The organism is Acidovorax sp., assembly GCF_027492855.1.
In the GTDB taxonomy this organism is placed as follows: Bacteria; Pseudomonadota; Gammaproteobacteria; order Burkholderiales; family Burkholderiaceae_C; genus Acidovorax.
Window position 1 is genome coordinate 1 of record NZ_JAPUDY010000005.1, and the last position, 24,604, is coordinate 24,604.

At 64.1% G+C, this 24,604-nt stretch carries 22 protein-coding genes and 1 tRNA gene; 14 read left to right on the forward strand and 9 right to left on the reverse strand.

All coding sequences use genetic code 11. The annotated features are described in order from the left end of the window. Both Q0105_RS00470 and Q0105_RS00475 read right to left on the reverse strand, forming a co-directional pair. Window positions 1–329 (reverse strand): tRNA-dihydrouridine synthase (locus Q0105_RS00470; protein ID WP_298207643.1); only part of this gene is annotated, 329 nt, incomplete at its 3' end. Between the two features lie 99 nt (window positions 330–428). Beyond that, window positions 429–1,004, reverse strand: a complete 576-nt coding sequence (locus Q0105_RS00475) for a M15 family metallopeptidase (protein WP_298207645.1) — start codon at window positions 1,002–1,004, stop codon at window positions 429–431. A gap of 136 nt (window positions 1,005–1,140) precedes the next feature. Between Q0105_RS00475 and Q0105_RS00480 the strand changes: the two genes are divergently transcribed. Continuing rightward, the gene (locus Q0105_RS00480) at window positions 1,141–1,623 is read left to right on the forward strand and encodes a YqaA family protein (protein WP_298207646.1); all 483 of its coding nucleotides are present in this window, start codon (window positions 1,141–1,143) and stop codon (window positions 1,621–1,623) included. A gap of 123 nt (window positions 1,624–1,746) precedes the next feature. On the opposite strand, the gene ychF is transcribed toward Q0105_RS00480, so the two are convergent. After that, complete coding sequence (gene ychF, locus Q0105_RS00485) at window positions 1,747–2,841, reverse strand: redox-regulated ATPase YchF (RefSeq protein WP_298207647.1); 1,095 nt, start codon at window positions 2,839–2,841, stop codon at window positions 1,747–1,749. A gap of 85 nt (window positions 2,842–2,926) precedes the next feature. Beyond that, a complete protein-coding gene (locus Q0105_RS00490) occupies window positions 2,927–3,799 on the reverse strand; it encodes an MOSC N-terminal beta barrel domain-containing protein (RefSeq protein WP_298207649.1) in 873 nt (290 codons plus the stop codon). 93 nt (window positions 3,800–3,892) lie between these two features. Between Q0105_RS00490 and Q0105_RS00495 the strand changes: the two genes are divergently transcribed. The 8 genes from Q0105_RS00495 to Q0105_RS00530 all read left to right on the forward strand — a co-directional run bounded on the left by Q0105_RS00495 (window position 3,893) and on the right by Q0105_RS00530 (window position 11,997). Next, a complete protein-coding gene (locus Q0105_RS00495) occupies window positions 3,893–5,026 on the forward strand; it encodes an FAD-dependent monooxygenase (RefSeq protein WP_298207651.1) in 1,134 nt (377 codons plus the stop codon). 60 nt (window positions 5,027–5,086) lie between these two features. Continuing rightward, a complete protein-coding gene (locus Q0105_RS00500; RefSeq protein WP_298207652.1) occupies window positions 5,087–5,815 on the forward strand; it encodes a DsbC family protein in 729 nt (242 codons plus the stop codon). Window positions 5,816–5,864: 49 nt separating this feature from the next. After that, window positions 5,865–7,682, forward strand: coding sequence for a peptidase M61 (locus Q0105_RS00505; protein ID WP_298207654.1), 1,818 nt, complete (start codon window positions 5,865–5,867; stop codon window positions 7,680–7,682). Between the two features lie 95 nt (window positions 7,683–7,777). Further along, entirely contained in the window at window positions 7,778–8,557 is a 780-nt protein-coding gene (locus Q0105_RS00510) for an enoyl-CoA hydratase (RefSeq protein ID WP_298207656.1), read from the forward strand. 25 nt (window positions 8,558–8,582) lie between these two features. Next, a tRNA-Met gene (locus tag Q0105_RS00515) sits at window positions 8,583–8,659 on the forward strand. A 125-nt stretch (window positions 8,660–8,784) separates the two neighbouring features. After that, entirely contained in the window at window positions 8,785–9,228 is a 444-nt protein-coding gene (locus tag Q0105_RS00520) for a hypothetical protein (RefSeq protein ID WP_298207658.1), read from the forward strand. Between the two features lie 104 nt (window positions 9,229–9,332). Beyond that, window positions 9,333–10,679, forward strand: a complete 1,347-nt coding sequence (miaB, locus tag Q0105_RS00525) for a tRNA (N6-isopentenyl adenosine(37)-C2)-methylthiotransferase MiaB (RefSeq protein WP_298207660.1) — start codon at window positions 9,333–9,335, stop codon at window positions 10,677–10,679. Between the two features lie 190 nt (window positions 10,680–10,869). Beyond that, complete coding sequence (locus Q0105_RS00530; protein WP_298207662.1) at window positions 10,870–11,997, forward strand: SPOR domain-containing protein; 1,128 nt, start codon at window positions 10,870–10,872, stop codon at window positions 11,995–11,997. Between the two features lie 20 nt (window positions 11,998–12,017). On the opposite strand, the gene Q0105_RS00535 is transcribed toward Q0105_RS00530, so the two are convergent. After that, the gene (locus Q0105_RS00535) at window positions 12,018–13,667 is read right to left on the reverse strand and encodes a diguanylate cyclase (protein ID WP_298207664.1); all 1,650 of its coding nucleotides are present in this window, start codon (window positions 13,665–13,667) and stop codon (window positions 12,018–12,020) included. A gap of 107 nt (window positions 13,668–13,774) precedes the next feature. After that, window positions 13,775–14,086 (reverse strand): hypothetical protein, encoded by a 312-nt coding sequence (locus Q0105_RS00540; RefSeq protein ID WP_298207666.1) that lies wholly within the window; start codon window positions 14,084–14,086, stop codon window positions 13,775–13,777. On the opposite strand from Q0105_RS00540, the gene Q0105_RS00545 reads away from it, so the two are divergent. Next, entirely contained in the window at window positions 14,085–14,531 is a 447-nt protein-coding gene (locus Q0105_RS00545) for an HU family DNA-binding protein (RefSeq protein WP_298207668.1), read from the forward strand. The genes Q0105_RS00540 and Q0105_RS00545 overlap by 2 nt on opposite strands. A gap of 93 nt (window positions 14,532–14,624) precedes the next feature. Here Q0105_RS00545 and Q0105_RS00550 read toward each other — a convergent pair whose 3' ends face one another. From Q0105_RS00550 to Q0105_RS00560, 3 genes are read right to left on the reverse strand one after another with little or no spacing between them, the layout of a single operon-like run. Continuing rightward, window positions 14,625–15,428 (reverse strand): alpha/beta hydrolase, encoded by an 804-nt coding sequence (locus Q0105_RS00550; RefSeq protein WP_298207670.1) that lies wholly within the window; start codon window positions 15,426–15,428, stop codon window positions 14,625–14,627. Next, entirely contained in the window at window positions 15,425–16,981 is a 1,557-nt protein-coding gene (locus Q0105_RS00555) for a benzoate-CoA ligase family protein (protein ID WP_298207672.1), read from the reverse strand. The genes Q0105_RS00550 and Q0105_RS00555 overlap by 4 nt, the downstream gene beginning before the upstream one ends. Window positions 16,982–17,033: 52 nt before the next feature. Next, entirely contained in the window at window positions 17,034–18,590 is a 1,557-nt protein-coding gene (locus Q0105_RS00560) for a 3,4-dehydroadipyl-CoA semialdehyde dehydrogenase (RefSeq protein ID WP_298207674.1), read from the reverse strand. A 326-nt stretch (window positions 18,591–18,916) separates the two neighbouring features. Between Q0105_RS00560 and Q0105_RS00565 the strand changes: the two genes are divergently transcribed. The 4 genes from Q0105_RS00565 (at window position 18,917) to boxA (ending at window position 24,510) form a co-directional block, all read left to right on the forward strand. Then, window positions 18,917–19,834: a helix-turn-helix transcriptional regulator gene (locus Q0105_RS00565; protein ID WP_298207691.1), complete on the forward strand. Its 918-nt coding sequence runs from the start codon at window positions 18,917–18,919 to the stop codon at window positions 19,832–19,834. 171 nt (window positions 19,835–20,005) lie between these two features. Beyond that, a complete protein-coding gene (gene boxC, locus Q0105_RS00570) occupies window positions 20,006–21,676 on the forward strand; it encodes a 2,3-epoxybenzoyl-CoA dihydrolase (protein ID WP_298207676.1) in 1,671 nt (556 codons plus the stop codon). A 32-nt stretch (window positions 21,677–21,708) separates the two neighbouring features. Then, window positions 21,709–23,136 (forward strand): benzoyl-CoA 2,3-epoxidase subunit BoxB, encoded by a 1,428-nt coding sequence (boxB, locus tag Q0105_RS00575; RefSeq protein WP_298207678.1) that lies wholly within the window; start codon window positions 21,709–21,711, stop codon window positions 23,134–23,136. Window positions 23,137–23,238: 102 nt separating this feature from the next. Then, entirely contained in the window at window positions 23,239–24,510 is a 1,272-nt protein-coding gene (gene boxA / locus Q0105_RS00580) for a benzoyl-CoA 2,3-epoxidase subunit BoxA (protein ID WP_298207680.1), read from the forward strand. The last annotated feature ends 94 nt before the right edge of the window (window positions 24,511–24,604 follow it).

Genomic DNA, 24,604 nt, shown 5'->3' on the forward strand with positions numbered 1-24,604 from the left:
GCCCACTTGTTGCACACCTTCTTGGCCGGGCAGCCCATGTTGATGTCGATGATCTGCGCGCCGCGTTCCACGTTGTAGACAGCGGCCTCGGCCATCATCGGCGCATCGGTGCCCGCGATCTGCACGGCAATGGGCCCCGGCTCCCCTTCATGGTTGGCCCGGCGCGAGGTCTTGAGGCTGTTCCACAAGTCCTTGCGCGAGGTCACCATCTCGCTCACCGCATAGCCCGCCCCCAACGCCTTGCACAGCTGGCGAAACGGCCGGTCGGTGACGCCCGCCATCGGGGCGACGAACAACCGGTTCGCCAAAGGAATGTGACCAATGCGCATGGATGGGTGTAAGGCAGGGGGCAGCAGCGAATGCTGAAAAAGGAGGCAGGATTGTACCTGCTGAAAATTTCAGCAAATGAAATGGACCGGCCTCCATTTCTATCTTTGCGCGGCACTCCATTGGCGGTGTGAAAAATGCCACCAGGCGTCCGGCAGATTGTTGAACTGGTGGCGCGCCATGAGCGTGCGCAGCCACTGCCGGTTGTGCTGCACATCGGGCGAAAAGCCGCTGTCCTGCTCGGCCGAAGCACCCACTTCCGCCAGCCCAGGGGGCGTTCCCATGTCCACGCCCTGGCCGTCGGCAAGCGGCCCCCGCACCACCTCGCGCGCCTTCGTGCCGTCCACCACCTGCACCTGCACCACCCAGCCTTCGTGGGTGGGCTCACACGCAGCCTTCAGCGCCAGCCCCTGGGCCTGGAGCTCATGGGCAACGCGCTGGAGTGTGGAGCGCGCCGTGGGCGTTGTCTGGCATGGCGGCGCATCCTGCAGGTTGCCCGCGGTGGTCGCTGGCTGATGGACCCCGGTGGCGGCCACCGCTGCCGCCTGCGGGCTCTGCACGCAGGCCACCAGCAACCAGGCCGCAGCCATCACCAACGAGCAGCAACGAACCAGCCGCAGCGCTGCGCGCGGCTTGCAAGACTCGTGCGGGGCAAGGGATGGATGGGCGATCGGCATGGAAGTAGTCCTCCTGGTGATTGGTAACCGGGTGCGGGACCACGATACAAAACCCCTCGAAGCCCCACCATGCGCGGATGCCGCAGCGCGCTGTAGGACAGTGCCTCGGCGTCCCGCCCACCTACACTCCCTGTCTATGGAAATCTGGATGCACCAGTTGCTGGAATGGCTGGCCTTGCCGCAATTCGGGCTAAGCACGGTCTTTGTCGTGTCGTTCGTCTCGGCCACGCTGCTGCCGCTGGGCTCGGAGCCTGCCGTCTTCGGCCTCATCAAGCTCAACCCCGAACTGTTCTGGCCCGCCATCGCCGTAGCCACCGTCGGCAACACGCTGGGCGGCGCCCTGAACTGGTGGATGGGCCTTTGCGCACACAAGGCCGTGGACAAGGCCCGTGGCAACGCCACCGAACTGCGGGCTCTGAACTGGCTCAAGCGTTTTGGCCCCCGGGCCTGCCTGCTGAGCTGGCTGCCCGTGGTGGGCGACCCGCTGTGCGCTGTGGCCGGCTGGCTCAAGCTGCCGTTCTGGCCTTGCCTGGCTTATATGGCGGTGGGCAAATTCTTTCGGTATCTGGTCATGACCAGCGCGCTGCTTTATTTCATGCCAGGACGCGTTGGGTTGTAGACCGTCCAGCGTTCAAGGCGAGTTTCTAGCCAATTTGGTGGCGCGCACCAGCATTCCCTCATCAATGCAAAACGCCCCTGAACGTGCGTTCAGGGGCGTTTCTTCAAAAGCAGCTCTTTCTGTTTACACGTTGAACAGGAAGTTCAGCACATCGCCATCCTTGACCACATACTCCTTGCCTTCGGCGCGCATCTTGCCCGCATCCTTGGCACCCTGCTCGCCCTTGAGTGCGATGAAATCATCAAAAGCAATGGTCTGCGCACGGATGAAGCCGCGCTCGAAGTCGCCGTGGATCACACCGGCCGCCTGGGGTGCCGTGTCGCCGATGTGGATGGTCCAGGCGCGCACTTCCTTCACGCCAGCGGTGAAGTAGGTCTGCAGGCCCAGCAACTTGAAGGCGCCACGGATCAGGCGGGCCAGGCCCGGCTCGCTCTGGCCCATCTCGGCCAGGAACATGTCGCGGTCTTCGTCGCTCATCTCGGCCATTTCGGCTTCCATCTTGGCGCAGATGGCCACCACGGGGGCGTTCTGACTGGCGGCGTATTCCTTCAGGCGGTCGAGGAAGGGGTTGTTCTCGAAGCCGTCTTCACTCACGTTGCCCACGAACATGGCGGGCTTGGCCGTGATCAGGCACAGGGACTTGAGCAGGGGCTGCTCTTCCTTGGTGATCTCGACCGAGCGGGCGGGCTTGCCCTCATTGAGCGCGGCCTGGATGCGCGTGAGCAGGGCCACCAGCTTGGCGGCTTCCTTGTCGTTGCCCGACTTGGCTGCCTTGGTGTAGCGGTTGAGCGCTTTTTCCACGGTGCCCAGGTCGGCCAGGCACAGCTCGGTCTGGATGACTTCGATGTCGGAGATCGGGTCCACGCGGCCCGCCACGTGGATCACATTCTCATCTTCAAAGCAACGCACCACGTTCACGATAGCGTCGGTCTCGCGGATATGGGCCAGGAACTGGTTGCCCAGGCCTTCGCCCTGGCTGGCGCCCGCCACCAGGCCAGCGATGTCCACAAACTCGACGATGGCCGGGACGATGCGCTCGGGCGAGATGATCTCGGCCAATTGTTTGAGGCGGGGGTCTGGCACCTCCACCACGCCCACATTGGGCTCAATGGTGCAGAAGGGGTAGTTTTCGGCGGCGATGCCGGCCTTGGTCAGCGCGTTGAAGAGGGTGGACTTGCCGACGTTGGGCAGGCCCACGATGCCGCATTGGAGGCTCATGGCAGGGCTTTCTGGAATTCGGAGACAAACCGCCGATTTTACGGGGCTGACAAACACCCCCGGCTCACGGGCGCGTCAAGGGGTCTCAATCAAACCGCAAATCGGCCGCCACACGCTGCCCCACGCGCAGCCACTGGCCCGCTCCCTGGGGCACGATAGCGTTCATGCCAAAGGTGATAGCACCGTCGAGGCGCTTGTCCTGGCGGTAGGTACGCAGGGTGTCGCCAACCTCCGGGCTGGATGTCGCCGTGGCGGGGTCGATATCGGGAATGGGGCAGCGCGCACAAGGCTTGACGGGCTGCAGGTGGATCTCACCGTCCGCACCGCCGTCCACGCGCACCAGGTCCACCCGGTCTTCATCGTGGGCATCCACACCCGCCAGCACCAGGTTGGGCCGAAAACGCTCGACGCCTACAGCGGCATGGCCTGCGGCCGACAACCGTTCGTTGAGTTCGTCCATGGATGCTTCGCTGGCCACGAGGAGAGGAAAACCGTCTGCGAACTGGTTAGGCGCCTCCACCCCGCCCGTCCACTCCATGCTCGACAAACGCCGGTGTTCGGGGTCGAACCGCACCAGCCGGCAGGGCTGCCCCAGAAAATCCGTGAACCACTGGGCGGCCACGGCGCCCATGTCCCATGCGGGCACGGTGTCGCGCCACACGGTCACCGTGGCGGGTGCCTCGACGGCGTCTATCGCCACATGCAGGGCCAGCATGCCGGGCGCGCGCAGCACCATTTCGTCGCTCTTGAGCTGGGGCCGGATCAGCGCCATGCGAGGCAAGACACGCTGGGTCAGGAACATGCCGTCGGCATCCACCACCATCCAGGCGCGGTCCAGGTCCAGCCCGGTATCCGTCAGCAGCGCCTCCTGCACCTCAATGCCCGCGCAGGACTTGACGGGGTACACAAACAGCCGCGCAATGGTGCCGGACAGGTCGGAATCGGGGTTGAAACTCACGCCGGGGTACTCCTCAAGAATTTGGCAACAAGGCAGAAAACGCAATTCTGCCTTGCGGCATCGGGGCGAGAGACCCCTCCTACAATGACCATCATGGCCCAAACCTTTGATATCTGTATTCGCGGCACTGGCATTGTGGGCAGGACCTTGGCCCTGTTGCTGGCACGCGAGCGACTGAAAGTGGCCCTGGTGCCCGCCCCTGTGCCCACCGGCACGGCATCAGCCGATGTAAGGGCCTATGCTTTGAACACCGCGTCGCGCCAATTGCTTGAGTCCCTTCGCAGTTGGCCCGACGCTGAACACGCAACGGCCGTCCAGCGGATGCAGGTGCTGGGAGACCAAGGCGGTGCAGTGGTGTTCGATGCTGCCCCTCAGGCTGTGGAAGCACTGGCCTGGATCGTCGATGTGCCTGCGCTGGAGGCCCGCCTCGCCGAGGCCGTGCGTTTTCAGCCCCTGGTGGAGGTGGTGAACGCCCCCGTGTCCGCCCCACTAACCGTTGTATGCGAAGGCCGCGCGAGCAGTACGCGGGCGGAATTCGGCGTCAATTTCCAGGTCACGCCCTACCCCCAACACGCGATTGCCACACGCATACGCTGCGAACACCCCCACGGGCAAGTCGCACGCCAGTGGTTTCTGCCCAACGGCATCCTGGCTTTTTTGCCCCTGGAGGGCCCCCAAGGGAACTCTGCGGCCGTTGTGTGGTCCGTCTTGCAGGAGCAAGTGGCGCCGCTGATGGCCCTGTCCCCCGAAGAATTCGCCCAAGCACTGCAAACTGCCAGCCAACAAGCCCTGGGCACGCTGACCCTGTGTGCAGACCGGGCCGCCTGGCCCCTGCAGTTGGCCAAGGCGGACCGTTGGAGCGGCGCCGGGCCTGCAGAGGGCAAAAGCCCACGCAGTTGGGTGTTGGCAGGCGACGCGGCACACAATGTGCACCCGCTGGCGGGGCAAGGACTGAACCTGGGGCTGGCCGATGTGCAAGCCCTGGCAGAGGTCTTGCGCACACGCGACTACTGGCGCAGCGTGGCCGACCTGCGGTTGCTGCGGCGCTACGAACGCGAGCGCAAGACTGCCCTGGTGACCATGGGGCTGGCCACGGACGGACTGCAGCAGTTGTTTGCGCGCCAGGAAGCTCCCTGGCAGGCACTGCGCAACTGGGGCATGAAGGGCTTTGAACGCAGCGGCCCCTTGAAGGATTTTGTGGCCCGCCGGGCCATGGGCATGCACTGAACTGAAGAAACGCACTCGGGCGCATCCGCGCCCGGTGAGGCATTGATTGAACGAGAAACCATGAAACTGACCACCTGCCTGTTGACCATCGCCGCAGCGACCCTGAGCCTGAGCGCGACCGCGCAAGAGGCGAACATCCGCAAGGCGCTTGCCGAACGCATCCCCCAGATGGACAAGATCGACGAGGTACGGCCTACACCCATGGCAGGGCTGTATGAGGTGCGCATCGGCACCGACCTGTTCTACACCGACGCCAAGGGCAACTATGTGATCCAGGGCGAACTCATCGACACCAAAGCACGCCGCAACCTGACGGAAGACCGCATCAGCAAGCTGACGGCCATCAACTTCTCAGACTTGCCCCTGAAGGACGCCGTGACCATCGTGCGCGGCGACGGTAAACGCAAGGTGGCGGTGTTTGAAGACCCCAACTGTGGCTACTGCAAGCGCTTCGAGCGCGACATGCAGAAAGTGGAGAACGTGACGGTGTATCTGTTTCTCTACCCCATCCTGAGCCCCGACTCAGCCGAAAAGTCCCGCAACATCTGGTGCGCCAAGGACAAAGTCACGGCCTGGCAGGACATGATGGTGCGCGACAAGAGCCCGGCGGCCGCTAGCTGCGACACCACCGCGTTGCAACGCAACCTGGCGTTCGGCAAGAAGCACAAGATCACCGGCACACCCACCCTGATCTTTGCCGATGGAGGCCGCGTGCCGGGCGCCATCGGCACGCAGGAAGTGGAAAAACGCCTGGCAGAGGCCAGCAGCGACACGCCAACAGCGAACTGATCCCGCGCAGGTCCGCCACAGCTCACGCCCTCCCCTCCCGCAAGCGCCCATGCCCTCTTCACGCACCGCCCAGCCCGCAGACGTTCATTACCGCATTGAGCCGTCCAGCCTGCACGCGCATCTGTTCACCGTGTCGCTGACGATTGCCCGCCCGGCGGCGGAGCAAGAGGTGTCTCTGCCCGTCTGGATACCGGGCAGCTACTTGGTGCGCGAGTTTTCGAAGAACCTGCAGGACCTGGCGGCACGGCAGGGCAAGCGTGCGCTCCCCTTGGTCCAGCTCAACAAACACCGCTGGCAGGTGCAGAGCACGCCGGGCAAGCCCCTGGAGCTGACCTACACCGTCTGCGCCTACGACAACTCGGTCCGCACCGCGTGGCTGGACGCCTCGCGCGGCTTCTTCAACGGCACCAGCCTGTGCCTGCGGGTGCACGGCCAGGAGAAACAGCGCCACACCCTCCACATCGCAGGCACCAAGGCCACCGCGCAATGGTCCGTGGCCACGGGTCTGCAGGCGCTGGCCACCGACAAGCAGGGCTTTGGCCTGTACGGCGCGGCCAACTATGACGAGCTGGTGGACTGCCCCGTGGAGATGGGGCCATTTTGGGTAGGGCGCTTCAAGGCCTGCGGCATCCCCCACCAGTTTGTGGTGGCGGGGGCGGCTCCCTCCTTCGACGGCAAGCGGCTGCTGGCCGACACCCAGAAAATCTGCGAGACCGCCATCCGCTTCTGGCATGGCGCACAAGGCAAGGCACCGTTTAAAAGTTATCTGTTCATGCTCAACGCCGTGGCGGACGGCTATGGCGGGCTGGAGCACCGCAACTCCACGGCACTGATCTGCGGCCGCCGCGACCTCCCGCGCCTGCAGGAGCCCCGTGCGAGCGAGGGCTACAACACGCTGCTCGGGCTGATCAGCCACGAATACTTCCACACCTGGAACGTCAAGCGCCTGCGCCCCGCCGAGTTCGCCACCTACGACTACACCCAGGAGAACTACACCGAACTGCTGTGGTTTTTTGAAGGCTTCACCAGCTATTACGACGACCTGCTGCTGCGACGGGCTGGGCTGATCGATGATGCCACCTACCTGAAGCTCATCACCAAGACCATCAACCAGGTGCTGCAGACACCGGGGCGGCTCGTGCAGACGGTCGCCCAGGCCAGCTTCGACGCCTGGGTCAAGTACTACCGCCAGGACGAGAACACCCCCAACGCCACGGTGAGCTACTACACCAAGGGGTCGCTCGTGGCCCTGTGCCTGGACCTGGCCCTGCGCCGCGAAGGCAAGACCACACTCGACGACGTGATGCGCGCCCTGTGGGCCCGCACGGCGGGCGGACCGATGGCTGAGGCCGACCTGCGCACGGTGCTGCAGCAGTTAGCCGGCCGCCCCTTCGATACGGAGCTGGACCAATGGGTACACAGCACCGCCGAGCTGCCCCTGGCCGACCTGCTGACCGCCCACGGCGTGACCCTCAAGGCCGAAGCGCCCCAGCTGGCCCAAAGCCTGGGCCTGCGAGTAGCAGAAAACCACAGCGTGCAGATCAAGGTCGTGCTGCGCGGCGGGGCCGCCGAAAAGGCGGGCTTTACCCCTGGCGACGAATGGCTGGGCATGGAGGTGCAAGGGCAAGGGTGGCGCATTGGCAAACTGGACGACGTCAGCTTCTACGCCGGTACCGAGACCGCGCTCACGGCGTTGGTGGCGCGGGACGGGCGACTGCTGCGGCTGCCCCTGGATCTGCCCAGCAAGACCGGAGCGCCCCCACCCAAAGCCCGCCGCGGTTCCGCCAGTCGCCAGCCGGAGCCCACCACAGACACGATCAGCCTGACGCCGACGGATACAGCCACGCTAGGGCGCTGGCTGGCCTGATGAACTGACTGACGACGGCCGACACCGCCGCTGGCCGGGTTGGGTATATTCGTTGTGCTGTTGTCACCACACACAAACCACACACAGGAGATTCCATGGCTTACGAAACCATCGAGGTCCGCATTGAAGCGGACAAGGTCGGCGTCATCACGCTCAACCGACCCAAGCAGCTCAATGCGCTGAATGACCAGTTGATGAACGAGCTGGGCACAGCTCTGAAAGACTTTGATGCGAACGACAACATCGGCTGCATGATCATCACGGGCAGCGAAAAAGCGTTTGCAGCCGGTGCCGACATTGGCGCGATGGCCAAGTACAGCTTTGCCGACACCTACAAGGGCGACTACATCACCCGCAACTGGGAGACGATCCGCTCCATCCGCAAGCCCGTGATCGCCGCCGTGAGCGGCTTTGCGCTGGGCGGCGGCTGCGAACTGGCCATGATGTGCGACTTCATCATCGCCGCCGACAACGCCCGGTTCGGCCAGCCCGAGATCAAGCTGGGCGTAATCCCCGGTGCTGGTGGCACGCAGCGCCTGCCGCGCGCCGTGGGCAAGTCCAAGGCCATGGACATGGCCCTCACCGGCCGGATGATGGATGCGGCCGAAGCCGAACGCGCCGGCTTGGTCAGCCGCGTGGTTCCCTACGACAAGCTCATGGACGAGGCCCTGGGCGCCGCCATCATCGTGGCGGGCTTCTCGCAGATCGCCGTGATGGCCGCCAAGGAATCCGTCAACCGCGCCTTCGAAGGCACGCTGTCGGACGGCGTGATGTTCGAGCGCCGCCTCTTCCACGCGCTGTTCGCTACCCAGGACCAAAAAGAAGGCATGGACGCGTTCATGAACAAACGCGCCGCGAACTTTACACACCAATAATTTTTGTTCTATAATTTTGGTCTGCGGTCGTATAGCTCAGTTGGTTAGAGCGCAGCATTCATAATGCTGATGTCGGTGGTTCAAGTCCACCTACGACCACCATACAAAAACCCACAGTGCGGCAACTCACTGTGGGTTTTTTCTTTGAGGTACCAGCCTCCAAGCCCGCCTGGCACTCCACGCCGGGCCGCCCCTAAAATCGTGACTTCAGCCCCTGGATGTAAACCATGAATCGCTGCACCACCATTGGATTCGCTCCACCTCGCCGCTTTCGGCACGCTTGGCTTGCCGCCCTGTTGGCATGCGTCAGCCTGTTGTCCACGGTCACTTCCGCTACCGCGCAAGTGCAGCCCGGACTGGGCATGAACCGCCCTTTCCCAGAGTCGGCACTGCGTGGCACGCTGTCCTTCACGACCACGGCAGAAGCAACGCTCAACGGCAAAACCATCCGCGTTGCGCCTGGCATGCGGCTGTTCAGCCCCCAAAACACGCTGATCATGGCGCACTCGGTGCTCGGCCAGACTTTCAAGGTCAACTATGTGCTGGAGAACAGCACCGGCATGCTGCATGCCGCCTGGATCCTGACCGAGCGCGAGGCCGCGCAGCCGCGCAAGGGAAGCGATGCGATCACCACCAACATCACGACCGGCTCGGGTGCCGTTCTGAAGTAATCCCCACCGGCGCGGCCCGAACGGCCGCGCCACTGCGGCATCCACAGCCCCTTTTCCGCGCGCCCTGCTGACAGCGGTGTTCGTTTGCTATTTGCGAAATTGCCATGGCCAAAAAAGTCTTTATCAAAACCTTCGGCTGCCAGATGAACGAGTACGACTCGGACAAGATGGCCGACGTGCTCAATGCCGCGCAGGGCTATGAACCCACACAGAACGTGGACGAGGCCGACCTCATCCTCTTCAATACCTGCTCCGTGCGCGAAAAAGCACAGGAGAAGGTGTTCAGCGACCTGGGCCGCATCAAGCACCTGAAGGCGCGCGGCGTAAAGATTGGCGTGGGCGGCTGCGTGGCCAGCCAGGAGGGCGCCGAGATCATCAAGCGCGCACCCTATGTGGACGTGGTGTTTGGCCCGCAAACCCTGCACCGTCTGCCCGAGATGCTGAACCAGCGCGAGCAACTGGACAAACCCCAGGTGGACATCAGCTTCCCCGAAATCGAGAAGTTCGACCACCTGCCACCCGCGCGGGTGGAAGGCGCCAGCGCCTTCGTCTCCATCATGGAAGGTTGCAGCAAATACTGCAGCTATTGCGTGGTGCCTTACACACGTGGCGAAGAGGTGAGCCGCCCCTTCGACGACGTGCTGGTGGAAGTGGCGGGTCTGGCCGACCAGGGCGTAAAAGAGATCACCCTGCTGGGCCAGAACGTGAACGCCTACCTGGGCAAGATGGGCGGCACAGCAGAGATCGCCGACTTTGCTTTGCTGCTCGAATACGTGTCCGACATCCCCGGCATTGAGCGCATCCGCTACACCACCAGCCACCCCAACGAGTTCACGCCCCGGCTGATCGAGGCCTATGCCAAGCACCCCAAGCTGGCCAGCCACTTGCACCTGCCCGTGCAGCACGGCAGCGACCGCATCCTGATGGCCATGAAACGCGGCTACACGGCCATGGAATACAAGAGCACGGTGCGCAAGCTGCGCGCCATCCGCCCCGACCTGGCCATGAGCAGCGACTTCATCGTCGGCTTCCCCGGCGAGACGGAAGATGACTTCAACAAGATGATGAAGCTGATCGACGACATCCACTTCGACAACAGCTTCAGCTTCATCTTCAGCCCGCGCCCCGGCACACCGGCTGCAGGCCTGCACGACGACACGCCGCATGACGTGAAGCTGCGCCGCCTGCAGCACCTGCAGTCCGTCATCAACGCCAACATCAAGTCCATCAGCGAAAGTCGCGTGGGCACAATGCAGCGCATTCTGGTGGAAGGCACCTCCAAGCGCGACGCATCCGAGCTGATGGGCCGCACCGAGTGCAACCGGGTGGTCAACTTCGTGGGCCAGCCGCGCCTGGTGGGCCAGATGGTGGATGTGAACATCACCGAGGCCAAGGCCTATACCCTGCGCGGCGAGGTGCTCGTGCGCGAGACCGACCTCATCACCGCCTGAGGCGACAAACGCGCAGTTCCGGTATGCGGCCACGGCCGCAGTCGATGGGAGATGGGCCCCCAACCTCGGCAGTGGCCAGTGAGCGGATACACAAGCAAAGACATGTCGGAGTGCAGCAGGCTTGCAACACCACAGGGCACTGCCACAAACCATATGGCGCATACGGCTGCACGTGACAGAATCTGCCTCCATGCTCGACCACACGGATCCTGTCGCCTCCATCATCCCGGCCATGTCGATCGATTCACCGTCCGACAACGCCATGGCGGCGCTGTACCGTCTGGCGCTGGGGCCCGTCAACACCGACGACTATTTAACCGTCTTCGAGCGTTTTGACAGCACCGGCCGGACCACCACCACCTGGAACTGGGCCGCCTGCCTGGCCACCCTGAACTGGATGCTGTTTCGCCAGCTCTGGAGTGCAGCCCTGGTGTATGTGGCAGCAGCCGAAGGGCTGGCACTGATCGTGTTTGGGATGGGAAGGTCCTTCTTGCAGTGGCCGCAGGGTGTGGAGTTGGGCGTGCTAGGCGCCTTTGCCCTGCTGGCTTTTGCCGTGCCCGGGCTGTATGGCAACGCCATTTTGTATGGGGACATCCGCAAGCGCGTTGCTCGCGCACTGGCCGCCTCGCGCACCGTGCCCGAGGCCTGCGCGCTGCTGGAAAAGCAGGCCAGCTCGCGCAAGCGGCTCAAAGTCCTGGTGCTGGCCAACCTGGCGCTGGGCGCAGCCGCCCTCTTGGCCTACCTGGCCTTGTCCCCTTCAAGCACCAAGCCCCTGGCGCTGGAACCAGCCATTACGGTAGCTCAAGCCAGCGCCGCATCCGCCGCAAAGGCAGGCGAGGCTGCGCCCGAACCCGAGCGCCCCGCCACATCCACCGAATCCCCAGCCCAATCCGCGCCTGCCTCTACCCCCGTTCCGCCGCCGGTAGCTGCAGCGGCCGTGCCACCGGATGAACCGGCCCCGCCAGCCCCTGAGCCTCCCGCCAAAAAAGCCCCCCAGACAACGGCCAGCCACCCTGCCACAAAAACTAAGATCCCGGCCAAGGCGGCGGTCGCAGCCGATGCCCGTGCGCCTGCCGTGGGCACGGCGGCGGGCTATTACATCAACGTGGGGCTTTTTGCAGAAGAGGCCAACGCACGCAAGACGCAGGCGCGGCTGCTCAATGAAGGTTTGCCGGCCTTTCGCCAGGAATTGAACAATGCCAAGGGGCGCCGCATCCGCGTGCGCGTGGGGCCTTACAACACCCGCGCAAAAGCCGATGCAGCGGCGCAATCCATCCGCGCCATGGATTTGGATGCCGTGGTGTTCAAACAGCCATAGAACTCCAGCAGACGCCAAGCTCACATGGCAGATGCCGCCACCGCGCGGTTGCGCCCAGCGTTCTTTGCCTGGTACATCGCCGCGTCGGCGGCGGACAACAAGGCATCCAGCCCCCACCCCAGCCGCCCGGAGTCTGCAATGCCCAGGCTGACCGTTATCCGGATACTGGGATCTGCAGCACCCAGCACCTGCGCCTCGGCAATCGCCTGACGCAGCCGCTCCGCAAAACGCATGCCTTGGGCACGGTCGCAATAGCTGAGCAGTAGAACGAACTCTTCGCCCCCAAAACGCGCAGCCATATCGCCCTCGCGCAGCTGAGTGCGTACAACGTCTGCCACTACCAGCAAGGCCTTGTCACCCGCCGCATGGCCCAGGCTGTCGTTGAGCTGCTTGAACCAGTCGATGTCCAGCACCAGCACAGCAACGTCGAAGTCGTAGCGCATGGCCTGGGCCAAAACACCACGCGCCTTCTCAATGAAAGCGCGGCGGTTAGGCAGGCCCGTGAGGTAGTCTGTTTCAGACTGTTCCTTGAGCTGTTCTATGAGCCGGTCCCGCTCGCGTTCCAGGTCCTGGCGCCGCCGCGTCTGGCTCTGCAAGGACCGCACTGCGCCGATGACGGCCGCCATTTCATCATCGGCCACGGGGTCCGGCAAATGTGCCTGCAGGTCATCGTTGGCCAGCGCTTTCAGGGCACGCGTGGTCTGGGCCAGCGGCCGCAGCACGCGGTGCTGAATCACATACAAAGCACCCGCAAGCACCGTGAGCAGCAGGCCGGACCCAGCCAGCGCCCAAACCAGCACACGCAGGGCGCGCTGGTGCTCCAGAGACGCCCGTTCACGGGCCTGCGCAAGCAGCGCATCACGCACCGCCAGGATGGGGTTCATCTCGGGTACATACAGGGCCGCAAACCCGGCAGCAGACAGGTCGTAGCGCCCGTCTCCCTCTCCCTGCGCCAGCACCTTGTCGAGCAGCGCCCGCGCCACGCCAAAGTAGCGCGTCTCCACGGCGCTCCACGCGAGCACAACGCTCCCTGTCGTCTTGTCCGGGATCTGCAGACGCAATTCCACAAGGGCCCGCAACTGCGCGATGCGGCCACGCGTTTCGTCAATGGCGCTGCGCTCCGCTGTTGAAAATGGATTGCCTTTTACCAGCGCTGCCGTGAAATGAGAGCCCAGCAAACCCGCGTACTCGCGCAACTCAGCCGCCAATCGCGCGCCCTGCACATCGTCACCCACCGCCGTGTAGGCTTGCTGCACCGCGCTGGCCAGGGCATTGGTCACCTGCGTCAACAGGGGCACCACCGCCACCATGCCGTAAACAGCATCCCGAATGGCTTCGGCAGAGCGCTGCTCCTTGGGCAACGCCAGCACCTGATCAACCCCTGCACGGGCCTTGGCCAGCGCACCTTGCGCCGTCTGCATGCTCTGCGCCAGGTCAATGCCACCTTCTACTAGCGGATGGTGCGGCGCAACGGCCTGCGCCAGCGCGTCAAATGCCTGATCGGTACGCGCACGCGCTTCCTTCAGCGCCTGGGCTTGAGACTGCCTCATGGGCAACGCGTCTCCCAGCGCACCGTTGGTCGGCCCGCGCTCGCGCGACACCATCTCCGCCGCCAGCAACCCCAGTCGCAGTTGGTCAAGCAGCCGAAGGCTTTCTGAGGCGTTGTGCACGGATTGCCACTCCGTTGTCGCCATTCGGCCGACCAATGCAATCGTCGCCACAAGAACCAGGGCGCCCAGCAGGTGAAGCATTCGACTGAGTTGCATGGACAAGCGATTTACTGGAACAACACGAAAAAAGAGAGCCCGCCAGGGTGACCTAAAGCCAGCAGCAACGCACTGCCAGCAGCAAAGATTGTATGAAGGTGCAGTGCAATCAAATATCTGAGATTGTGGCCATTTGCAGGCACGCGATGGCTCCGCTCTTTGCACAAGAGCGCGGGCAAATGCGGCGCATGAAGAATCCTCAGGCGCTGGCGGGCCATGCCCTCTATCGGCACAGGCGCACTCGCACCTAAAATCACGTGGGCCCTCGACAAGAAATGAGAGGGGTCCATCGCAATCCAAACCAACGAAGAAACATCAATCATGGCAACTGCAAAGAAAGCTCCCGCTCCCGCAAAGAAGGCCGCCGCCAAGGCTGCCGCCCCCGCAGCCAAGAAAGCTGCACCCGCCAAGAAGGCCGCTGCGCCAGCCGCAAAGCCCGCGCCCGCAGCGCTCAAGCCCATCAAGACCGCCTTCAACAAGACCACGCTGGTGGCCCATCTGGCTGAGCAGTCGGGCGTGGATCCCAAGGCCACCAAGGCCGTGCTGGCCGCACTCGAAGCCGCCATCCTGGGCTCGGTGCACAAGAAGGGTTCCGGCGAATTCACGCTGCCCGGCGTGCTGAAGATTGGCCTGCAGCAAGTGCCTGCCAAGAAAAAGCGCTTCGGCAAAGATCCGTTCACGGGTGAAGAGCGCTGGTTCCCCGCCAAGCCTGCATCGGTCAAGATCAAGACCCGCGCGCTGAAGAAGCTCAAGGACGCCACCGCCTGATGGCTGCAGTGGGGCCCACGGCCCCACTGCAATCCTGCCAGGGCCTGAACGGGCTCTGGCCAACTCCCCGGCAGCGCGGGCTGTGACGCCAATCTATCGCCGCACCTCAGACGCTGCAATGAACGCCACGGTGGCAGCGATCACCGCCTCGGACTGATCGCGATGCGGCGAGTGCGCGCAATCGGGCAGCTCCAATAGCCGCGTACCCGGCACCTGTCGCGCAATACCGCGTATCTGTGCCAGCGTTCCGTACTCGTCATCCAACCCCTGAATGGCCAACACTGGCGCTCTGACGGCGGTGATCTCGGCTTCGATGTTCCACGCACGGAACGCGGGGTCCAGCCAGATACGGTTCCAGCCCCAAAAGGCCGAATCAGGGTCATCGTGATAGCGCCCCAATTTTTGCGCCAAGTCTGCGTTCAGATACGCATCCTTTGCGCGCTCGATGTTCACCACCGTCACGTCTTCCACAAAAATGTGCGGTGCCAAAAGCACAAGGCCCCGCACCCGCTGCGGCGAGCGCGCTGCCAGCAGTAGCGCAATGGATGCACCGTCGCTGTGCCCGAACAGCCAGGAGGCCTCTTGCACGCCGATGGCATCCAGGAACGCAGGTACCACCTCGTGCGCCTGCTGGTGCATAAAGTCCACGCCCCACGCCTCGTCCGCCGCGCGAGAGGTCGATTGGCCGTAGGCAGGCCGGGAGAAGACCAGCCCTCGGAATCCCCCCGCATCGCACAGGCGCTGCGGGAAGTCCTTCCACATGGCCACGGAGCCCAGGCCTTCGTGCAGGAACACCACCAGGGGCGCCGCAGTGCGCTCGGGCGCGATCCACTGGTATTCGATCCGCACCGTACGATCCCGCCAGGGGACACAAGCCCATTGCACCGGTTCGCTCATGGCTGCTGCTCCCGCTCTCGCTCGCGCAGTCGAAAGCGCTGGATCTTGCCTGTCGCGGTCTTAGGCAGCTCGGACACGAACTCGATGAGACGTGGATATTTGTAGGGCGCCAGCCGCTCCTTCACAAAGGTCTTGAGATCGTCCTGCGTAGCGGCCTGCCCTTCCTTGAGCACTACGAAAGCCTTTGTTTTGGTCAGACCGTCGGCATCCTGGGTACCGATCACCGCAGCCTCCAGCACGGCCTGGTGCTGCATCAGCGTGGCTTCCACCTCGAACGGCGATACATAGATGCCGCTGACCTTGAGCATGTCGTCGCTGCGCCCCGAGTAGGTGTAGTAGCCGTCCGCGTCGCGCACATATTTATCGCCGCTCTTGATCCAGGCGCCCTGAAAGGTTTCGCGGGTCTTTTCGCGGTTGTTCCAATACATCAGCGCAGCGCTCGGGCCCTGGATATAGAGGTCGCCAATCTCGCCATCGGGCACTTCGCCACCGTCTTCGCCGCGCAGAGAAACGGCGTACCCCGGCACGGGCTTGCCCGTGGTGCCGTAGCGCACATCGCCGGGGCGATTGGAAAGAAAGATATGCAACATCTCGGTGGAGCCAATGCCGTCGATGATGTCGCAGCCAAAATGGGCCTTGAAGCGCTGCGCGATCTCGGCGGGCAACGCCTCACCCGCCGACGAGCACATGCGCAGCGATACATCACCGTGCAGCGGCAAGCGGGGCGAAGCAAGCATGCCCGCAAACCCCGTAGGCGCCCCAAAGAACACCGTAGGTTGGTGCCGCTTCCAACGCTCAAAGGTGGCATCGGGCGTAGGGCGTTCGGCCATCAGCACCACCGTGGCCCCCACCGACAAGGGAAAGGTGAGGCTGTTGCCCAAGCCATAGGCAAAGTAAAGCTTGGCAGCCGAGAAGCACACATCCTGGTCCGTGAGGCCCAACACCGGCTTGCCATACAGTTCAGCCGTCCACCAAAGGTTGCCATGGGTGTGCACCGTGCCTTTGGGCTTGCCCGTGGATCCCGACGAGTACAGCCAGAAGCCTGGCGCATCGGGTCCCGTGACAGCAGGGGCCGCCAGGGGCGCCGTGGCGGCAATGGCGGCCTGCATATCCACAGCGCCAGAGGGCAGCGCACCCTGCGGTTGCGACACGACCAGCAGATTTACCTCGTTCGGCTGGCGGGCTAAAGCGTCGCCCAATACCGGCAGCAAGCCCCCCGATACCAGCACAGCCCGTGCACGGCAATGGGACAACATGTAGGCGTAGTCTTCGGCCTTGAGCAAGGTGTTGACGGCCACAGGCAGTACCCCGGCATACAAGCAACCCAGAAAAGCGACAGGCCAGTCGCTGGTGTCGAGCATCAGCAGCAACACACGCTCCTCGCGCCGAACGCCGGCATTGACCAGCACAGCGGCCAGGCGGCGCGCGTGGTCTTCCAGTGCGCCGTAGCTCAGGACACCATGGTCGTCGATGTAGGCAGTGCGATCGCCCCGGACGCGGTTCAGCGCAAACAGGTGCTCCGCGAAGTTGAAATGCTCTGGCAGGCTGGTCATGGGAATGTCTCCGTGGTTCTTGTGCGTGGCCTGGCGCCAACGCCGATGGTGGCTATGCCTGCAAACCAAGCGCCGCCAGCACCGCAGGGCTGGCCTGCACAGCGCTGCGCTGGTGGTAAAAGTCCAGCGCTCGCAACCCGCCCAGCTCGGCGCCATCACCCGCCCGGCCCGGCCCGCCGTGCTGCGACATGGGCATTACGTTGCCGTGGCCGCTGTGGACCTGCGCCACATCGGGCGTAACCACATGCACGCGGCCATGGCTGGCGGCTACCGCCAGCGCGGCCTGAGCCAGTGCGCTTGCGTCGCTGCCATAAAGCGAGGTGACCAGCGAGCCTTGGCCCCGGTGGGCAAGCGCGATGGCATGGGTGCTGTTGCGGTAGGGCAGCAGCGTGGCCACGGGGCCGAAGACCTCCACATCGTGCACCGGCTGCGCAGCGTCGGCATCGCGCGCGCCCAGCAGCACCGGGCCGATGCAGGCCGCCACGGTCGGGTCGGCATCCACCAGCGGCTGGTCGCGTCCGTCGTGTAGCACCTGGGTATGGGCCTGCAGCGTGGCTAGACCCTCGCGCACCGCAACAAGTTGCGCGCGGCTCACCAGCGAGCCCATGCGCACGCTTTCGTTGCGCGGGTTGCCTACGGTGATGCCGGCGAGCTTGGCACCAATGGCTTCAGCCGCTGCGTCGTACACCTCGGCAGGCACCAGGATGCGGCGGATCGCCGTGCACTTCTGGCCGGACTTCACGGTCATCTCCCGCACCACTTCGTGCACCAGCAGGTTGAAGGCCTCGCTGCCCGGTGCCTCGCCCGGCAGCAGCAGAGCACTGTTAAGGCTGTCGGCCTCAATGCCGCAGCGCACCGAACGGTGGGTGACAGCAGGGTGCGCGCGAATGATGCCCGCCGTCTCGGCCGAGCCGGTGAAGGACACCACATCAAAAGGCTGCAACGCGTCCATGAGCCCCGCCGAGCCCCCGGCGATGACCGACAGCGCCCCCACGGGCAGCACCCCGGCATCAATCACGTCGCGGACCATGCGCTGCGTGAGCCATGCGGTGGCCGTGGCCGGCTTGACGATGACGGGCATGCCCGACAGCAGGGCCGGTGCGGCCTTTTCCCACAGCCCCCAGGCCGGAAAGTTGAAGGCATTGATGAACAACGCCACCCCGTGCCGGGGCACCTGCAGGTGCTGCGACAAGAACACAGGCTCCTTGCCCAGCTTCACCGCATCACCATCACGCAGGGCGCGCACATCGCCAAGAGCGTCGCCCCAGCGGGCGTACTGACCCAGCGTGAAGATGGCGCCGTCAATATCCACCGCAGAGTCGTTCTTGACGGTGCCAGAATTGGCGGTAGCAATGCCGTAGTAGCTGTCGCGATGGGTCTGCAGCACCTTCACCACCGCTGCCAGCATGGCTGCGCGCTCGCGGTAGGTGGCTGCACGCAGCGCAGTGCCACCGGTGTTGCGCGCAAACGCAAATGCCTCAGCCACATCCAAACCCGCAGCATCCACCCGCACCAGCGATGTGCCCAGCACCGGGTCTCGCAACTCCGTCCCTGGCCCCGTGCCGTGTTGCCAGCGCCCGGCAATGAAATTAGGGAGCAGTTCAGTCATGCGGGTCTTTCAGTGGTGGGGTAAGAAGGAGCAAGCGGGCACAACAACCTGCAGGCACCCTTCGATCCGGTCCACCAGGGTCTGGTGAAATACAGCTTTGGTGGACATCAGTGTTTTGGAATGAATACGGCATGGACAAAGGCCCCTTGTTTGATTCATGTCCTTGCACCACCCAAAAACATGCAGTATGTTGCGACAAATGAACAATAGTTTGTTCGCGATGCATCGTCAAGCACTATAGTGCATATATGGTATTTTCCCTGACAGAATGCCAAGTTGGCAATCTGCGCACGAGGACGGGTATGAATGAACAAGAAGAGGCAGGGATGGGCCTGCCAATGGGCGCCACGGACGACACGACTGCATTGGCCGAGGAGCCCAAAAACCCGCTGCTCGTAGCGCTGGGGGAGCGGGTGCGCAACCTGCGTGCACAACGTGGGCTGACCCGCAAGGCGGTGGCCGTGGCGGCCGACGTGTCGGAGCGACACCTGGCCAACCTGGAGTACGGCACCGGCAATGCCTCCATCCTGGTTCTGCAACAAGTGGCGGGCGCATTGCACTGTCCACTGGCCGAGCTGGTAGGCGACTTCACCACGCGCTCGCCCGAATGGCTGCTGATCCGCGAGCTGCTGGAGCACCGCAGCGAGCCCGAGCTGCGCCGCGCGCGCCAGGCGCTGCACGAGCTGCTGAGCGGCGGCGGCAACGACACAGCCCGGCACGGGCGCATTGCCCTGGTGGGCTTGCGGGGCGCGGGCAAGTCCACCCTGGGGCCCTTGCTGGCTCACGCACTCGACGTGCCCTTCATCGAACTGAGCCGCGAGATCGAAACCCTGGCAGGCTGCAGCGTGCGCGAGATCCATGACCTCTACGGCACCACGGCCTATCGCCGCTACGAGCGCAGGGCGCTGGAGGAAACGATCCAGATCCACAGCGAGGTGGTCATTGCCACACCAGGGGGCATTGTCTCGGACCCCGCCACATTCAACGAGCTACTGGCGCACTGCACCACCGTCTGGCTCCGTGCTGCGCCCGAGGAACACATGGGCCGCGTGGTAGCACAGGGCGACATGCGCCCCATGGCCGCCAGCAAAGAAGCCATGGACGACCTCAAGCGCATTTTGGACGGGCGCGCCGCCTTCTATTCCAAGGCCGACATCACGATCGATACCTCGGGGCAGACACCCGAACAAAGCCTTGCGGCCTTGCACGCGGGCGTGCGCAAAGCCGCAACCCGGGCGACCTGAGCCCCTCCGCGCCACCGCACCTGCACGCCCGACACAGGGCGTGGCCTTGTTCGCCGCATCCCGGTAGGGAACAGCACAAACATGCATTGACTCGCCCATCAATATGCATCATGATGCACGTCAACAAATAAACATGCATTATTTTGCACACAACCATTCTGCGGAGACGCCATGACCCACCCCACGCTGCCCCCTTCCCGCGTTGACTACCGCACCGATCCCACGCAGTACCGCCACTGGAAGTTGGCCGTGGACGGCGCGATGGCCCGTTTGTCGCTCGACATCGCCGAAGACGGCGGTATCCGCCCCGGCTACAAGCTCAAGCTCAACAGTTATGACCTGGGCGTGGACATCGAGTTGCACGATGCACTCAACCGCATCCGCTTCGAACACCCGCAGGTGCGCTCGGTCATCGTCACCAGTGCGAAAGACCGCATCTTCTGCTCTGGCGCCAACATCTTCATGCTGGGTGTCTCCAGCCACGCATGGAAGGTGAACTTCTGCAAGTTCACCAACGAGACGCGCAACGGCATCGAGGATTCTTCCAAACACTCGGGTCTCAAATTCGTGGCCGCCGTGAACGGCGCCTGCGCGGGCGGCGGCTACGAACTGGCCCTGGCCTGCGATGAAATCGTGCTGGTGGACGACCGTTCGTCCTCCGTGTCCCTGCCCGAAGTGCCCCTGCTGGGCGTGTTACCCGGCACAGGCGGCCTGACCCGCGTGACCGACAAGCGCCATGTGCGCCACGATTTGGCCGACATCTTCTGCACCAGCGTGGAAGGCGTGCGCGGCCAGCGCGCGGTGGACTGGCGTCTGGTAGACCGCATCGCCAAGCCCGCGCAGTTCGCCGCAGCCGTCAACGAGACCGCTGATCGCCTGGGCGAAGGCAGCGCCCGCCCCGCCAGCGCGCAGGGCGTGGCGCTGACGCGGGTGGAGCGCGAAGAAAGCGCCGACAGCCTGCGCTACGCGCATGTCAGCGTCGATATCGACCGTGCGCGCCGCACCGCCACACTGACGGTGAAGGCCCCCACCGGAGTCCAGCCCACGGACATTGCTGGCATCGAGGCCGCCGGCGCCGCCTGGTGGCCGCTGGCCCTGGCGCGCCAGTTGGACGACGCCGTCCTGAACCTGCGCACCAACGAGCTTGACATCGGCACCTGGCTGCTCAAAACCGAAGGCGACGCCCAGGCCGTGCTTGCCAGCGATGCCACGCTGATCGCGCACCAGGGCCATTGGCTGGTGCGCGAAACCATCGGCGCACTGCGCCGCACCTTTGCGCGGTTGGACGTGTCCTCGCGCAGCCTGTTCGCGCTGGTGGAACCGGACTCGGCCTTTGCAGGCTCACTGGCCGAGCTGGCCTTTGCCGCCGACCGTACCTACATGCTGGCCCTGCCCGACGATGCCGAGCGCGCACCCAAGATCACGCTCAACGAGTTCAACTTCGGCCTGCTGCCAATGGTGAACGACCAGAGCCGCCTGCAACGCCGCTTCTACGAAGAAGCCGCGCCCCTGGAGGCTGCCCGCTCGGCCGCGGGCAAACCGCTGGATGCCGATGCCGCGCTGGCACTCGGTCTGATCACCGCAGCACCAGACGACATCGACTGGGACGACGAGATCCGCATCGCCATCGAAGAACGCGCGGCCATGTCGCCCGACTCACTCACCGGGCTGGAGGCCAACCTGCGCTTTGCCAGCAAGGAGAACATGAACACGCGCATCTTCGGCCGCCTGACCGCCTGGCAGAACTGGATCTTCAACCGCCCCAACGCCGTGGGCGACAAAGGTGCTCTCAAGGTCTATGGCACCGGCCAGAAGGCCGGATTCGATCTGAACCGCGTTTGACCCCTCTGTGTGAACCATCCAAGGAGACATCCATGAGCACCATCAACTACAGCGAAAAGATCCCCAACAACGTCAACCTGGGCGAAGACCGCACGCTGCAACGCGCGCTGGAAGGCTGGCAACCCAATTTCATCAACTGGTGGGACGACGTGGGCCCCGAGGGCTCGACCAACCACGAGGTCTATTTGCGCACCGCCGTGAGCGTGGATCCGAATGGCTGGGCCCAATTCGGCCACGTGAAGATGCGCGACTACCGCTGGGGCATCTTCCTGAACCCTGGCGATGCCAACCGCGAGATCCACTTCGGCGACCACAAGGGCGAGAAGGCCTGGCAGGACGTGCCCGGCGAGCACCGGGCGAACCTGCGCCGCATCATCGTGACACAAGGCGACACCGAACCCGCGTCGGTCGAGCAGCAGCGCCACCTGGGCCTCACAGCGCCCAGCATGTACGACCTTCGCAACCTGTTCCAGATCAATGTTGAAGAAGGCCGCCACCTCTGGGCCATGGTCTATCTGCTGCACAAGCACTTCGGGCGCGACGGCCGCGAGGAGGCCGAAGCCCTGCTGCAACGCCAGTCGGGCGACGAGAACAATCCCCGCATCCTGGGCGCGTTCAACGAGAAAACGCCCGACTGGCTGGCGTTCTTCATGTTCACCTATTTCACCGACCGCGACGGCAAGTTCCAGCTCTCGGCCCTGGCCGAAAGCGCGTTCGACCCGCTGGCTCGCACCACCAAATTCATGCTGACCGAGGAGGCCCACCACATGTTCGTGGGCGAAAGCGGCATCTCACGCGTACTGGCACGCACCGCCCAGGTGATGAACGAGCTCAAGACCGACGACCCCGCGAGAGTGCGTGCGGCCGGAGCCATAGACCTGCCCACCATCCAGCGCTACCTCAACTTCCACTACAGCGTGACCATCGACCTGTTTGGAGCCGACCAGTCGAGCAACGCTGCCACCTTCTACAGCTCGGGGCTCAAGGGCCGGTACGAAGAAGGAAAGCGCACGGACGACCACATCCTCAAAGGCCAGACCTACAAAGTGCTGGAAGTCGTAAACGGGCAATTGCTGGAGAAGGATGTGCCCATGCTCAATGCCTTGAACGAGGTGCTGCGCGACGACTTCATCAAAGACTCGATGGCTGGCGTTGGCCGCTGGAACAAGGTGCTGGAAAAAGCGGGCATCCCCACCCGCCTGGCGGTGCCGCACAAGGCGTTCAACCGACAGATCGGGGCTCTTGCGGGCATCAAGATGTCGCCGGATGGCCGCATACTGAGCGAAGCGGAATGGACCGCGCGCAAGGCCGAGTGGCTGCCCACATCCGAGGACTTTGCCTTCGTCGCCTCGCTGATGGGTCGCGTGGTGGAGCCCGGCAAGTTCGCAGGCTGGATCGCACCTCCGGTCATGGGCATCAACCGTCAGCCCGTTGATTTCGAATACGTGCGTTTCGGCTGAGCCACCAACCGACAAGCCCCGCCAACATGGGGCCATGGACAAGGGGACACCAGCACATCCTTGTCCAGCTCTCGCCACCCGAGAGGCTTTCAGGAGACACACATGGACATGGCCGTTGAAACCGCCGTCATCAACCAGCACTTGATCGACCCAGAGATCTGCATCCGCTGCAATACCTGCGAGGCCACCTGCCCCGTCAACGCCATCACCCACGACGACAACAACTACGTGGTGCGCGCCGATGTCTGCAATGGCTGCATGGCCTGCATTTCGCCCTGCCCCACCGGATCCATCGACAACTGGCGCACCATGCCGCTGGCGCGCGCGTACACCATCGAAGAGCAACTGACCTGGGAGGCCCTGCCCCCCGAGCTGACGCCCGACCAGTGGGCGGCAACGGGCATGGACCAGCCCACAGCCACAACGGCCACCGGCACCATGACCGCAGCAGAACCGGAGCCGGGCACGCAGGCCTTCCGCTCGGCGCAATACGGCGCCACCGCCCCACCCTGGTCGGCGGCACACCCCTACACCAATCTCTTTGGACCATCGGCCCCCACCACAGCCACCGTGGTGGGCAACTTCAACTGCACGGAGATGGGCTTCGAGAGCGAGACCCACCACGTGGTGCTTGACTTCGGCAGCATGCCCTTCCCCGTGCTGGAGGGGCAGTCCATCGGGATCATCCCCCCAGGCACTGACGCGCTGGGCAAGGCACACCATGCCCGCCAATACTCCGTGGCCAGCCCGCGCAATGGCGAACGTCCCGGCTACAACAACCTGGCCCTCACTGTGAAGCGCGTGACGCACGATTACGACGGCAATCCGCTGCGGGGCGTCGCATCCAACTACGTCTGCGACCTCAAGGTGGGCGACAAGGTGCAGGTGATCGGGCCGTTCGGCAGCACATTCCTGATGCCTAACCACCCCCGCTCCAGCATCGTCATGATCTGCACCGGCACCGGCAGTGCCCCCATGCGGGCCATGACCGAATGGCGCCGCCGCTTGCGCAACAGCGGCAAGTTCGAGGGCGGCAAGCTCCTGCTGTTTTTCGGGGCGCGCACGCAGCAGGAGCTGCCCTACTTTGGCCCCCTGCAAAGCCTGCCCAAGGATTTCATCGACATCAACCTCGCGCTCTCACGCGCCGCCGGGCAACCCAAGCGCTACGTGCAGGACCTGATGCGCGAGCGCGCAGCCGACCTGCTGGCCCTGCTGCGCGAAGAGGGCAGCCATTTCTATGTCTGCGGCCTCAAGGGCATGGAGGAAGGGGTGGTGATGGCGCTGCGCGACATTGCGCAAGATGCGGGGCTGGATTGGGACACCGTGGGTGCCACGCTCAAGCGCGAAGGGCGTTTGCACCTCGAAACTTACTAGTCGGACAGAAATCCGTCACTTTCCTGGGCATGCCGAAATAGGTGTAACACCTGAAACATCGGTACGCTCCTGCCGGTACCCATGCAGTTCCTGC

What these genes read in the sequence shown, in the direction of transcription:
- Q0105_RS00475 (WP_298207645.1), bottom strand. Translation starts at nt 1,004, where the DNA reads ATGCCGATCGCCCATCCATCCCTTGCCCCGCACGAGTCTTGCAAGCCG.
- Q0105_RS00480 (WP_298207646.1), top strand. Translation starts at nt 1,141, where the DNA reads ATGGAAATCTGGATGCACCAGTTGCTGGAATGGCTGGCCTTGCCGCAA.
- ychF (WP_298207647.1), bottom strand. Translation starts at nt 2,841, where the DNA reads ATGAGCCTCCAATGCGGCATCGTGGGCCTGCCCAACGTCGGCAAGTCC.
- Q0105_RS00495 (WP_298207651.1), top strand. Translation starts at nt 3,893, where the DNA reads ATGGCCCAAACCTTTGATATCTGTATTCGCGGCACTGGCATTGTGGGC.
- Q0105_RS00500 (WP_298207652.1), top strand. Translation starts at nt 5,087, where the DNA reads ATGAAACTGACCACCTGCCTGTTGACCATCGCCGCAGCGACCCTGAGC.
- Q0105_RS00505 (WP_298207654.1), top strand. Translation starts at nt 5,865, where the DNA reads ATGCCCTCTTCACGCACCGCCCAGCCCGCAGACGTTCATTACCGCATT.
- Q0105_RS00510 (WP_298207656.1), top strand. Translation starts at nt 7,778, where the DNA reads ATGGCTTACGAAACCATCGAGGTCCGCATTGAAGCGGACAAGGTCGGC.
- Q0105_RS00520 (WP_298207658.1), top strand. Translation starts at nt 8,785, where the DNA reads ATGAATCGCTGCACCACCATTGGATTCGCTCCACCTCGCCGCTTTCGG.
- miaB (WP_298207660.1), top strand. Translation starts at nt 9,333, where the DNA reads ATGGCCAAAAAAGTCTTTATCAAAACCTTCGGCTGCCAGATGAACGAG.
- Q0105_RS00530 (WP_298207662.1), top strand. Translation starts at nt 10,870, where the DNA reads ATGCTCGACCACACGGATCCTGTCGCCTCCATCATCCCGGCCATGTCG.
- Q0105_RS00545 (WP_298207668.1), top strand. Translation starts at nt 14,085, where the DNA reads ATGGCAACTGCAAAGAAAGCTCCCGCTCCCGCAAAGAAGGCCGCCGCC.
- Q0105_RS00540 (WP_298207666.1), bottom strand. Translation starts at nt 14,086, where the DNA reads ATGATTGATGTTTCTTCGTTGGTTTGGATTGCGATGGACCCCTCTCAT.
- Q0105_RS00550 (WP_298207670.1), bottom strand. Translation starts at nt 15,428, where the DNA reads ATGAGCGAACCGGTGCAATGGGCTTGTGTCCCCTGGCGGGATCGTACG.
- Q0105_RS00555 (WP_298207672.1), bottom strand. Translation starts at nt 16,981, where the DNA reads ATGACCAGCCTGCCAGAGCATTTCAACTTCGCGGAGCACCTGTTTGCG.
- Q0105_RS00560 (WP_298207674.1), bottom strand. Translation starts at nt 18,590, where the DNA reads ATGACTGAACTGCTCCCTAATTTCATTGCCGGGCGCTGGCAACACGGC.
- Q0105_RS00565 (WP_298207691.1), top strand. Translation starts at nt 18,917, where the DNA reads ATGGGCCTGCCAATGGGCGCCACGGACGACACGACTGCATTGGCCGAG.
- boxC (WP_298207676.1), top strand. Translation starts at nt 20,006, where the DNA reads ATGACCCACCCCACGCTGCCCCCTTCCCGCGTTGACTACCGCACCGAT.
- boxB (WP_298207678.1), top strand. Translation starts at nt 21,709, where the DNA reads ATGAGCACCATCAACTACAGCGAAAAGATCCCCAACAACGTCAACCTG.
- boxA (WP_298207680.1), top strand. Translation starts at nt 23,239, where the DNA reads ATGGACATGGCCGTTGAAACCGCCGTCATCAACCAGCACTTGATCGAC.